General features: G+C 60.4%; 6 protein-coding genes and 2 pseudogenes. All 8 read left to right on the top strand.

Translation table 11 applies throughout. The annotated features are described in order from the left end of the window. Nucleotides 1–116, top strand: a pseudogene (locus tag IBX54_RS07940) (WYL domain-containing protein); the annotation flags it as partial. A gap of 46 nt (nucleotides 117–162) precedes the next feature. Continuing rightward, complete coding sequence (locus tag IBX54_RS07935; protein ID WP_296542128.1) at nucleotides 163–2,667, top strand: class I SAM-dependent DNA methyltransferase; 2,505 nt, start codon at nucleotides 163–165, stop codon at nucleotides 2,665–2,667. Beyond that, nucleotides 2,660–3,946 (top strand): restriction endonuclease subunit S, encoded by a 1,287-nt coding sequence (locus tag IBX54_RS07930; protein ID WP_296542127.1) that lies wholly within the window; start codon nucleotides 2,660–2,662, stop codon nucleotides 3,944–3,946. The genes IBX54_RS07935 and IBX54_RS07930 overlap by 8 nt, the downstream gene beginning before the upstream one ends. After that, nucleotides 3,946–7,263 carry a type I restriction endonuclease subunit R gene (locus IBX54_RS07925; RefSeq protein WP_296542126.1) on the top strand — a complete coding sequence of 1,106 codons (3,318 nt, stop codon included), beginning with the start codon at nucleotides 3,946–3,948 and terminating at the stop codon, nucleotides 7,261–7,263. Before IBX54_RS07930 ends, IBX54_RS07925 begins: the two co-directional genes overlap by 1 nt. Nucleotides 7,264–7,267: 4 nt before the next feature. Further along, a complete protein-coding gene (locus IBX54_RS07920) occupies nucleotides 7,268–8,020 on the top strand; it encodes a M48 family metallopeptidase (RefSeq protein ID WP_296542125.1) in 753 nt (250 codons plus the stop codon). 6 nt (nucleotides 8,021–8,026) lie between these two features. Further along, complete coding sequence (locus IBX54_RS07915) at nucleotides 8,027–10,408, top strand: AAA family ATPase (protein WP_296542124.1); 2,382 nt, start codon at nucleotides 8,027–8,029, stop codon at nucleotides 10,406–10,408. Then, nucleotides 10,408–11,766 (top strand): McrC family protein, encoded by a 1,359-nt coding sequence (locus IBX54_RS07910; RefSeq protein WP_296542123.1) that lies wholly within the window; start codon nucleotides 10,408–10,410, stop codon nucleotides 11,764–11,766. The genes IBX54_RS07915 and IBX54_RS07910 overlap by 1 nt, the downstream gene beginning before the upstream one ends. A gap of 26 nt (nucleotides 11,767–11,792) precedes the next feature. Further along, a pseudogene (locus IBX54_RS07905) lies at nucleotides 11,793–12,396 on the top strand (HrgA protein); the annotation flags it as partial.

Below are 12,396 nucleotides of genomic sequence, written 5' to 3'. Positions count from 1 at the left end.
ATGAATTCAGGCTCTGGCTGAAAGATCACCTGGCGCTGTACGGCGTCAAGAACGCACTGCTGGCCCCCGGATACCGATCGCCAGACGCACAAAACATCATGGGCAAGGCTGACTGATGCGCCGCGCCAATACAGAACAACCGATTTTGACTGGATTCCCTACATGCCCTTAACCCTGCCTCAGCTAGAACGCCACCTCTTCAAAGCCGCCGATATCCTGCGCGGCAAGATGGACGCCTCAGAGTTCAAGGAATACATCTTCGGGATGCTGTTCCTCAAGCGCTGCTCCGACGTGTTCGAGCAACGCCGCGCCGAAGTGATCCAGCTAGAAATCGAAGCGGGTAAGACGCCCGCCGAAGCGGAAGCCTCGGCCGAGAACAAGCGCTGGTACAAGAAGGACGGCTACTTCTGGGTGCCGAAGGAGTCTCGCTACAGCTACCTCGTCGACAATTCGCGTCAGGCCAACGTGGGAAGCCTGCTGAGCAAGGCGCTCGCGGGGATTGAAGGCGACAACGTCAGCCTGTACGACGTGCTGGAGCACATCGACTTCACCCGCAAGATCGGTCAGAGCAAGATCCCCGACATCAAGCTGCAGCAGCTCATCACCCATTTCAGCCTGCACCGCCTGCGCAACGAAGACTTCGAGTTCCCCGACCTGCTGGGTGCAGCCTACGAATACCTGATTGGCGAATTCGCCGATTCGGCGGGCAAGAAAGGCGGCGAGTTCTACACGCCGCGCTCGGTGGTGCGGATGATGGTGCGACTGATCAAGCCCGAGCTCAAGCACGACATCTACGACCCTTGCTGTGGCTCCGGCGGCATGCTGATTGCGGCCAAGGAATACATCGACGAACACGGTGAAGACGGCCGCAAGGCCAACCTGTTCGGGCAGGAGTTCAATGGCACGGTGTGGTCCATCGCCAAGATGAACATGCTGCTGCACGGCATCAGCACTGCCAACCTGCAAAACGAGGACACCCTGGCTGAGCCACAGCACGTTGAAGGCGGCGAGTTGATGCATTTCGACCGCGTGCTCACCAATCCGCCGTTCTCTATCCACTGGGGCAATACCGAGAAGGATGCCGACGGCAATGCCGCCTGGAAGCCGAAGTTCGAAGCCGAGCGCTTCCCCTACGGCCAGGTGCCGCTGGGTGCCAAAAAGGCCGACCTGATGTTCCTGCAGCACATGCTGGCCGTCACGCGCGACGGCGGCATGGTGGCCACCGTTCTGCCCCACGGCGTGCTGTTCCGAGGCGGCGAGGAGAAAACCATCCGCGCCGGCATCATTGAGGACGACCTGCTCGAAGCGGTCATCGGGGTAGCGCCCAACCTGTTCTACGGCACCGGCATCCCGGCCTGCATTTTGGTGCTGCGCCAGCGGGTGCAGAAGGGCGCCAACCGCGTCAGCGGCAAGCCTGCCGAGCGCCAGGGCAAGGTGTTGTTCATCAATGCCGACCGCGAGTTCTTCGAAGGCCGCGCACAGAACTACCTGCTGCCCGAGCACATCGAGAAGATCGTCACCACCTTCGACGAATTCCACGCCATCGACGGTTTCTCGGCCATCGTCGACAACGCCACGCTCAAGGCCAACGACTACAACCTCAACATCCGCCGTTACGCCGACAACGCGCCACCGCCCGAGCCGCACGATGTGCGCGCCCATCTGGTGGGCGGCATCCCCAAGGCCGAGGTGGCCGACAAGGCCGGACTGTTCAGCGCCCACGGCCTGAACCCGATGGATCTGCTGGTGGAAAGGGATGCCAAGTATTTCGACTTCGCGCCAGTCCTCGACAAACGGCAGGCCCTCAGGCCGACCATCGAAAGCAATGCCGGTCTGGTCGCCAAAGAGGCGGCCATCCGCGCCGCCTTCGAGCAATGGTGGCAAGCCCACAGCGCCCGCATCACGGCACTGTCGGGCCAAATGGACAACGCTGCCAGCCTGGTGGCGCTGCGCAACGACCTGCTGGCCAGCTTCAGCCAAAGCCTGGAAGCCATCGGCCTGCTCGACCCCTTCCAGGTGCGCGGCATCGTGGCCGGTTTCTGGTACCAAACCAAGTACGAGTTCCTCACCCTGATGGCGCGCGGTGCCAAGGGCGTGGCCGACGCCTGGCGCACCAGCATCGTCACCGCGCTGGAAGACAAGGCCAGCAAGGAAAGCCCGCTGGAGCACAAGCTGGTCAAGTTCCTGATGAGCGACTTCGTCGAGGCCATCACCGAACTCGAAGCCAAAAAAGCTGAGCTGGATAGCCAGATCAAGGCCGCCAGTCCCAAGGATGCGGAGGGCGAGGATGGTGAAGCCGCCGAGGCAGCGGAAGACGATGGCGACGAAGAAAACACCGTCGATGAAGCCCAGCTCAAGGCCTGGAAGAAGGAGCTCACCGCCGTCAAGAAACAACTCAAAGCCAAGAACGACAGCTTCAAGCAGCACATCGGCATCGCCGTTGACGGGCTGACACCGGAAGCCGCCGCTGAGTTGCTGCTGACCATCCTGCACAACGACATGCGATCAATAGTCGAGCACTACATGGCCGCGCAGCGCAAACAGATCGTGGCCGCGTTCGAGAACTGGTGGGACAAGTACCGCGTGACCCTTACAGAGATCGAGGTCAATCGCGACGCGGCAGCGCAGGCGCTGCAAGGGTTCTTGAAGGGGTTGCGGTATGTCTGACTCTGAAGAAGTTTGCTACCGCGCGCTGTCAGAACTGGTGTCGCAAGTCGACGCGAAGATCACTGTTCGCAAAGACCCGACGCGGCATTATGTGGGATTGGAAAACATTCCTTCTCGCGGCGCGCACCTGACTGGGTGGTCGCTTGCGAGCTCGTCCATCAGTACCAACTCGATCTTTCAGTCAGGCGACGTCCTCTTCGGCAAGCTGCGTCCGAACCTGCGCAAGTGTGTGGTCGCGCCTTTCGATGGCTACTGCTCGACTGACATCCTGGTCCTGCGCGCGAACACTGGTGTCGACCCCAGTTTTGCGGGAAAGGTGCTGAGGGCAGAGCAAGTTGGCGCGGCAGCTGAAATGACTTCCGTGGGTACGAAGATGCCGCGAACGTCGTGGAAGCACCTGAGTGAACTTGAAGTCTTCTGTCCTGGCTTTCCTGAGCAGTCGAAGATTGCGAAGGTCCTCGATGTCGTCGACACCGCCATCCACGAAACCGGGGCGATCATCGCGAAGCTCAAGGCCGTCAAGCAGGGCCTGCTCCACGACCTGCTGACACGCGGCATCGACGCCAACGGCGAACTGCGCCCGCCCCAGGCCGAGGCGCCGCATCTCTACAAGCCGTCGCCGTTGGGGTGGATTCCGAAAGATTGGGATGTCGTCACGCTGGAGTCGGTGTCGAAGACGGTGACCAGCGGTTCACGCGATTGGGCGCGCTTCTACGCTGACAGCGGTGCGCTGTTCGTTCGCATTGGGAACTTGACGCGTGAGCACATCAACTTTCGTTACGAATCGACGATGTACGTGCGCCCGCCTCGGAATGCGGACGGACAGCGGACACGGCTTGAGTCTGGCGACATCCTGATTTCCATTACGGCCGATCTGGGTATCGTCGGTGTCGTTCCAGATGATTTGGGCGAGGCGTACATCAATCAGCACATTGCACTGGTACGCCCAGACCTTGATGCTGTCAATTCGCGATTCGTTGGCCATTACCTGGCCGGGCCAATTGCACAAACCTACATCAGCAAGCTGAACGATGCGGGCGCAAAAGCGGGTCTGAACCTTCCAACGATCCGGGGTTTGGTGACGGCAAAGCCGCTTCGTACCGAACAGGATCTGATTGCCGCGCGCTTGGATGAAATCGATAACCGCATACAGAACGCCACGGCCGAGTCCGCCAAGCTGCGAGAGCTCAAGTCGGGCCTGATGGACGACCTCCTCACCGGCCGCGTCCGCGTCACGGCATTGCTTGCCGACGCAGCACAACAAAAGGGGAGCGCCTGATGGGCTGGGAACTTGATGACGTCGAAAAGCCGTTCGTAGCCCAGTTGCAGGCACTCGGTTGGGCCTATAACGCGGGCAGTCTTGATGACCCGGCAGTCACGGGTCGAACCAGTTTTGCCGAAGTGATTCAGGAGGGGCTGCTGCGCGAGCAACTGCGCACGCTGAACCTTGGGCCTGACGGCGCGCCCTGGCTGGACGAGGCGCGGCTGTCGGAAGCCGTGGCGGCCATCACCCGGCTAGGTACGCACAAGCTGATGGAGGCCAACGAGAAGGCGACATCACTGTTGATCCGTGGCCTGACGGTGGAGGGCCTGCCCGGCTGGGACGGTGGGCGCGGCCAGACCATCCGCTACATCGACTGGGAGTCCCCAGCCAACAACCGCTTCACGGTGATCAACCAGTACCGCGTCGATTGCCCGCCAGGCTTCAACAGCGGCAAGGCCTTCATCGTGCCCGATCTGGTGCTGCTGGTGAACGGCATCCCGCTGGTGGTGGCGGAGTGCAAAAGCCCGTCCGTCCCCGAGCCGCTGGCCGAGGCGGTGGACCAACTGCGGCGCTACAGCAACCAGCGCAAGGCCGCCTTTGAGGTGGACGACAACGAGGGCAATGAGCCCCTGTTTGCCACCAATCAGCTGCTGGTGGCCAGTAGCTTCGACGAGGCTCGGGTGGGCTGCGTGGGTGCGGCCTTTGAGCACTACGCGCAGTGGAAGACGGTGGTCGGCCCGGAGGGTTCCGGTAGCGAGATTGAGGTGGCGCAGGCGCTGGGCAAGGCGGCAATTTCCGAGCAGGAACGTCTGATCGCCGGGCTGCTGGCCCCCGCGCATTTGCTGGATGTGGTGAAGAACTTCATGTTGTTCATGCAGACCGGCGGCCAGACCATCAAGACGGTGTGCCGTTACCAACAATACCGGGCAGTGAACCGGGCGATTGCCCGCCTCAAGACCGGCCAGACGCGCCTGCAGCACGGCGAACACGACAAGCGTGGCGGCATCATCTGGCACACCCAGGGCTCGGGCAAGAGCCTGACCATGGTGTTCCTGGTGCGCAAGATGCGCGCGGACGCTGACTTACGGCGCTTCAAAGTCATCGTCGTCACCGACCGCAAGGACCTGCAGGGCCAGTTGTCGGTGACCGCCACGCTAACCGGCGAGGTGGTGGACGTGGCAGAAAGTACGGCGGGCGTGAAAGCGCTGGCACGGCGCAAAGGGCCGGGGCTGATCTTTGCCACGATCCAGAAATACCGCGACCCGGACAGCGCGGGTGATGCGCCGTTGACGGAAGACGACCTTCCGAAGGTGGAAGAGCCGAAGGCCACCTACAAAGGCGACGAAAAGTTTGAGGTGCTGAACGAGGACGACAGCATCCTCGTGCTGGTGGACGAGGCGCACCGCACCCAGGCGGGCGACCTGCACGCCAACCTGCTGGCGGGCCTGCCCAACTGCGCGCGCATCGGCTTTACCGGCACGCCGATCATCATGGGCGACAAGAAGCGCACCCATGAGATTTTTGGCGAGTTCATCGACCGCTACACCATCAAGGAAGCCGAGGCCGATGGTGCCACGGTGCCGGTGCTCTACGAGGGCCGCACGGCCAACGGCGCGATCAAGGACGGCGCCAGCCTCGACGAATTGTTCGAAGACCTGTTCCGCCAGCACTCGCCGGAGGAGCTGGAGGCGATCAAGAAAAAGTACGCCACCAAAGGCCACATCTTTGACGCCCCGGCGTTGATCGCCGACAAAGCGCGCGACATCCTTCGCCATTACGTCACCAACATCCTGCCCAACGGTTACAAGGCGCAGGTGGTGGCGTACAGCCGCTTGGCGGCCATTCGATATTTCGAGGCCCTGCGCTCAGCCCGCGATGAGTTGCTGGCGGAGGCTCACGCGCTCTCACCTGAGGACAAGGCGCTGGATGACGAGGCACTGTGTCAGCGTCCTGTGAGCGTGCAGGCGTTGGTGCAAGCCTGGCGCTACCGCGACACCCTGGCGCGCATTGAGTTCGCGCCCATCATTTCGGGTAGCAACAATGATGATCCGGCTTGGAAGCAGTGGACCGATGGCGCGGCACACGAGCAATTGATCAAACGCTTCAAGAAGCCTTTGTTCCATGCCAAACCCGAGAAGACCGACCCGCTGGCCTTCCTGGTGGTGAAATCGATGCTGCTCACCGGCTTTGATGCGCCGATCGAGGGCGTGATGTACCTTGACCGACCGATCCGCGAAGCGGAACTGCTGCAGGCGATTGCCCGCGTCAACCGCACCGGCTTCGGCAAACGCTGCGGCATCGTGGTGGACTACTACGGCGTGGCGCAGCATTTGAAGGAAGCGCTGGCGGCCTACGCCGATGAGGACGTGGAAGGCGCGCTGGCCAGCCTGAAGGACGAGGTGCCGGTACTGCGCGACCGGCATCTGCGCGTGGTGGATCTGTTCCGACAGCGGGGTATTGAATCGCTGGAGGACACCGAAGCCTGCGTCGAGGCCTTGGGCAGCGAGAAGTTGCGCGCCGAGTTTGCCGTCAAGCTCAAGGCCTTCCTCGGATCGCTCGACACAGTGTTGCCGCGACCGGAAGGGTTGCCTTACATCAAGGACGCCAAGAAGCTCGCTTATATCTACGCTCGCGCCCGCAACCGCTACAAGGACACGCCGGTACTGGGCAAGGATGTCGGCGCCAAGGTGCGCAAGCTGATCGACGACCATGTGATCTCGCTGGGCATCGACCCAAAGATCCCGCCGATTCAGCTGACCGATGCCCAGTTCGACACGCACGTGGCCCGGGCGGCGAACGACCGCGCCAAGGCGTCCGAAATGGAGCACGCAATTCGCTCGCACATCCGCAAGCACACCGATGAAGACCCGGTGCTGTACCGCAAGCTCTCGGAGCACTTGAACGACATTCTCAAAACTCTGGGGGAAAAGTGGAACGAGGTGATCTCGCAACTGCAGAAGATCATCGACGAACTGCGCTCGGGCAAGGCAGGCAGTGCAGATGCGCCGAGCGACTTGCCCGAGCATTGCGCGCCCTTCCTGCGCACCGTGCTGGACGTGGTGTGTGCTGGCCAGACGCCCACGGCGGCCGAGTTGCTGCGGCTGAAGGATGTGACCGTGGAGCTGGTGGACCTGCTGGTGCAGGAGCTGCAAGGCAACCGTGATATTTGGAGCCCCCATAAACGTGCGGCGCAGGAAGACCTGAACACGCAACTGTTCGAGCACTTGATGCGTCTACGGCCACCCTTGGTGGACACCGACAAGGCGGGCGTGCTGGCCGACAAGTTGATGGAGCAGGCGCGCGCCAGTCACGACAAGCTGGTGCAGGTGTAAAGCCATGTTGTCGCCCCTGAAATCTACCCACCACCACGCGGAAAGCCCTGCGACCGAGGCAGAGGCTTGCATCCAGGTGGACGACTTGCAGTTCACGATACGGCGCAGTGCCCGGCGCCAGACGATGCAAATCACCGTGGAAAGAACGGGGGAACTGATTCTGAACGCGCCACCCAAGGTGGGCATCGACCAACTCCGCGAATTTGTCAGCGAGAAGCGCTTTTGGATCTACACCAAGCTGGCCGAGAAGGATCGGCTGCAACGCCAGGTGCCGCGCAAAGAGTTCGTTGGCGGCGAGGGCTTCCTGTATCTCGGGCGCAGCCATCGGCTGAAATTAGTCGATGACCAAGACGCCCCCCTGAAGCTGGTGAATGGCCGCTTTGCGCTGCGCCATGATGCGCAGGCAGGCGCACGGGAGCACTTCATCCGCTGGTATAGCGAAAGGGCTCGGGTCTGGCTGTCGGGCCGGGTGGCCGACTACCAGTCACGCATGGAGGTGGCACCTGCTGGCGTGAAGGTGCAGGACCTCGGCTATCGCTGGGGTTCTTGCGGAAAGGGCGACTGGCTGTACTTCCACTGGAAAACGATCTTGCTGCCAGCCCGTATCGCGGAATATGTGGTGGTGCACGAGATTGCCCACCTGCACGAGCCACACCACACCCCTGCCTTCTGGCTACGCGTTGAGCGCGCAATGCCCGACTATGCGCAGCGAATGGCCTGGCTGGCCGAACACGGAATTGATGTTGAGGGGATATAAGAAAACATGGCGGACTATTTCACCAGTGACCACTTCAAACTGCTGAACAAGTGGAAGGGGCAAAAGCGCGACGAATCCAACCCCGAGCAGAACCGCGCCTACGAGGAACTGAAGAAGGCCTACGAGGTGACCGAGGCGTGGGCCAACGAGGTGAAGACCAAGTTGTTCCCGACGGGTGTGATCAAGGTTCGCAAGCGCCCGACCAGTCAGGCAAATTCCTTCCTGCCGTACAACTGGGCGCGCATCTACCCGGCAGCGGATTCCCCCAAGGAACTGGCTTATACCGTGGGAATTGGGGCTGATGATGGCTTTGTGGTCAAGATCGACACGGTCGGGCTTGATGAGGGCGCACCCGTGCGTCGTGACTACCTTGCACTGCGCGGTGGCTACGACAACGGGTCACCTATCGTCGCCATGCTTCCGGCCTCGGAAGGACTGGGCAAATCGCTGGCTGAGCTGGTGGATTGGAGCATCGAGGCCATTCGCAAATTCCGCGTCCGCTACGACGAAGTGGTGGCCAAGCTGGATTTGGGCGAAAAGCTGAGTGATGAGGATCTGCTCAAACACTTCGATGGCAAGCACACCTTCAAAACCTTCCGGGCTTCTTGGTCGGCGCAGGACAAGGCTACGTTTTGCCGGCTGGCCAGAGCCGTTCACGCGGCGGGGCTGGATTGGTGGCACATGGGCAAAGGGATTCAGGTGCGCTTTGGCCGCAAGAACCCTGGCAGTGAGCGTGCGATCGGCGTGCTCGGTGTGATCCGTGGCACCCGTACCAGAAAGATATCCTGGTCACGTGATGTCGGTGCCGTTCCCAAGTTGAACCGGGAGCTACTGACCGATGATTTGGTGGCGAAAATTGAAGCCGCCTTGGTCGCCGAGCGTGAAACGCTGGACGAGTGGTTGGTGTTGGAAACCGAACGCCCAGGTCTGTGGCCTGACCAACTTCGGGATGACCCGATGGAGTCCGACGAGGAATCCGATGACGAGGAGCCACCGATGGACGCCGCTGTCACGCAAGCTTTCAATCGCATCTACTACGGGCCGCCCGGGACAGGCAAGACATACGAAGTTTCCAAATTACTGCGGCGAGACTATGAGCAGGCAATGACCTCGGTGTCTGCTGCGGAATGGCAGAGCCAGTTTATCGCTGACAGGATTGCTCCGCTGAAATGGTGGGAAGCTGCCGTCCTGGCGTTGGTCGACCTCGGCGGCAAGGCCAACGTGAGTCAGCTATTGGCGCACCCCTTCATCGATGCGCTGGCGACGGCCAAAGGCCGCAAGGACAACCTGCGACAGACAATCTGGACGACGCTGCAGGAACGTACGATTGATGAATCCACGACTGTCAAACAGAAGCTGCGCTTTAGCCCGCAGGTATTCGACAAGAGCGAGGAGTCTGTTTGGCAACTGGCCGGTGAATGGGAAGAAGCCTGCGCTGACCTCGTTGCCTTGCTCAAGGAGTACCGGGCTGGCGCCCAGTCTTCGGAAATCCTTCGTCACTACAGCTTTGTCACGTTCCACCAATCGTATGGCTATGAGGAGTTCGTGGAAGGCCTGCGTCCGGTGCTGGATGACGATACTGGCTCGGGTGCGATCAAGTACGAAATACGCCCAGGCGCATTCAAGGATCTTTGCCGCAAGGCACGCCTCGCACCGGACCAGCGCTTTGCCATGGTCATCGACGAGATCAACCGGGGCAACATCAGCAAGATTTTCGGCGAACTGATCACGTTGATCGAACCGGACAAGCGCGAGGGTGCGGAAAATGCCATCTCGGTCACGTTGCCGTACTCGGGCGAATCGTTCTCGGTGCCACCCAACCTTGACATCATCGGCACGATGAACACAGCGGACCGGTCGCTTGCCCTGCTGGATACGGCGCTGCGTCGCAGGTTCGACTTTGTGCCTGTGCTTCCGGATGCGCGTGATGAGGCGGGTGCGCCACTTTTTGGCCTGCGGGTGACATTGGGTGGGCAGGTGGTCGACATCCCGCGAATGCTGTCTGTCATCAATCAGCGTGTCGAGGCACTTTACGACCGAGATCACTGCATCGGTCATGCTTACTTCACCTCGCTTGCACAAGTCCCTGACGGAGACGAACGGCTCGTGGCGTTGTCGCAGGTCTTCAGTAATCGCATCGTCCCCTTGCTCGAGGAATACTTCTTCGAAGACTGGCAAAAAATCCGGCTTGTGCTGGCAGACAACCAGAAGCCCGAGGCGGCGCGGTTTGTGATTGAGAGCCAGGATCATGAAGAGGATCTGGCGCGCTTGTTCGGCAGCGATCATGGCCTGGACACCTATGCCACCAAGCAGCGCTACGTGGTTCAGGATGCGTCTTTCACCAATCCAGATGCCTACATCGGCATCTATCAGACGTTGCCAGCCTGATGAATGGCTTGACGATTTACGAGTTTGACGCCCTGGTACCAGTTGGGGCGGACTTCTCGGGTATCGATGGCGTGCACCTGGTTCCAGCTAGCGTATTTGGCTGGCTTGAGGAGCAATGCCTGCGCGCCGCAGACGCGGGAGATGCCGCTTGGCTGCGCTGGGCTCAGCGTCGTGGGCGCCGTGTCATCCAGGTGACCAGCTTTGTCGGCGTCATTCGTGCGCCGGACGGTTTCCAGATAGAAGTGCTGCCGAAAGTCGGCAAGGCCATCGGTGGTGGTGCGGTCGAGGCGCGTCAGTTGCTGATTGAAATGCTGTGCTGTCTGCATGGCTTTCGGCATGTACTGACCAATAGAGCCCAACTGTCTGCGGCGCGGATGCCGCTATTGGAAATTTTCATCAGCGAGTTTCTGCGCGCTGTCGAGCACATCGTCAAGCGTGGGCTTCGGAGTGACTATCGCCAGCGGCAGGACAACTTGTTTGCCTTGCGTGGCAAGCTCCTGATGTCGCCACACTTGCGGCAGAACCTGTTCCGGGCAGACCGCTTTTTCACCGAGCACGATGAGTTTTCGACGGACCGACCAGAAAACAGACTGCTACACGCGGCGTTACGGCGCGTGTTGATTCTCACCGGAACGCAGGCCAACCAGCAGCTGGCTCGAGAGCTGGATTTCGTTTTTGCGGACGTTCCGCCTTCCACGCAAACACGGATCGATTTCCAGCAAGTACGACTGGACAGGGGCATGGGCTACTACGCCGATGCCCTTGCTTGGGCACGCCTCATCTTGAACGAGGCCTCGCCGCTGACCGGCTCGGGGCATCACACGGCTCCATCATTGTTGTTTCCGATGGAAGCCGTCTTTGAAGCCTATGTGGCCAAGCATCTACCTCGACAGCTGACTCCACCTCTCATCTTGAAAACCCAGGCGCGCAGTCATCACCTGGTTCGCCACCGCGAACAGAATTGGTTTCGGTTGAAGCCGGACTTGCTGATACGGGATTCAGATCGGGATTTATTGGTGCTCGACACCAAGTGGAAGCTCCTTGATGGCCTAAAGGCGAACGGAACGGACAAATACGGTTTGTCCCAGAGCGACTTTTACCAGCTGCAAGCCTATGGATTGAGTTATCTGGATGGTACCGGGGATGTTGTTTTGATCTACCCCAGAACGGATGCCTTCGCCGACCCGTTGCCTGTGTTTGATTTTCCGAAAACCAGCGGGATGCGCCTTTGGGTGCTGCCGTTTTGTCTTAAGGAACGTCGTCTGAAGCTCCCAGCTTTCTCGCAACTGCAGTCGATCTTCGTCGGGAAGAGCAGCAACGCAACCCATGCCGAGGACTTCAACGCAGTACCGGCTTGAGAGCAATACGAATGGAAGATAAATAAATGGCGCTTAATCTTGGCAAATCGGTCGTCGACTACCTGACCGCGCATCCTGATGAGAAATTCTCGGCCCGACAGATTGCCGAGTGGATCTTCGCGACCTTCCCGGACGAGTGTCACGCCAAAAAAGCCAGCAGCCAGGCGTTGGAAACCGATGCAGACCTGCTGCAGCAGTTGGTGGCGGAGATCGGCTCGCAGCGTCCGCGCCTCCAGAAGAAACACCCCAACCTGAAGACGACTGAAGGCCGCCCCCGAAAGTACTACTTCTCAGAGAAGTCGGACAGCGCGGAGGTTGCGGCGGTGGAGAGCGTTGGCGTCACTGCTCCTATCGGCAAAGACGAGGCCAAGATCGGGGAGCACGGCCTGTACCCGTTGCTAAGCAGCTATCTATGGGCAGAGTTCGGTGTGTACTCGAAACGCATTGATGAAAAGCGCTCGTCCAACAAGCGTGGACCCAATGGCAACCGCTGGCTCTACCCGGATTTAGTCGGAATGGAAGACCTGGGCGCGGACTGGCACCAAGAGGTCAAGGACTGCGTCAATCAGTATTCCGACAAGCGCACCAAGCTGTGGTCCTTCGAGGTCAAGCTGCTAATCAACCGGTCGA

This window comes from Rhodoferax sp. (genome assembly GCF_014859475.1).
Classification (GTDB): domain Bacteria; phylum Pseudomonadota; class Gammaproteobacteria; order Burkholderiales; family Burkholderiaceae_C; genus Rhodoferax.
Note: the sequence above shows the minus strand (reverse complement) of the source record. Positions and strands in the feature narration are given on the sequence as shown.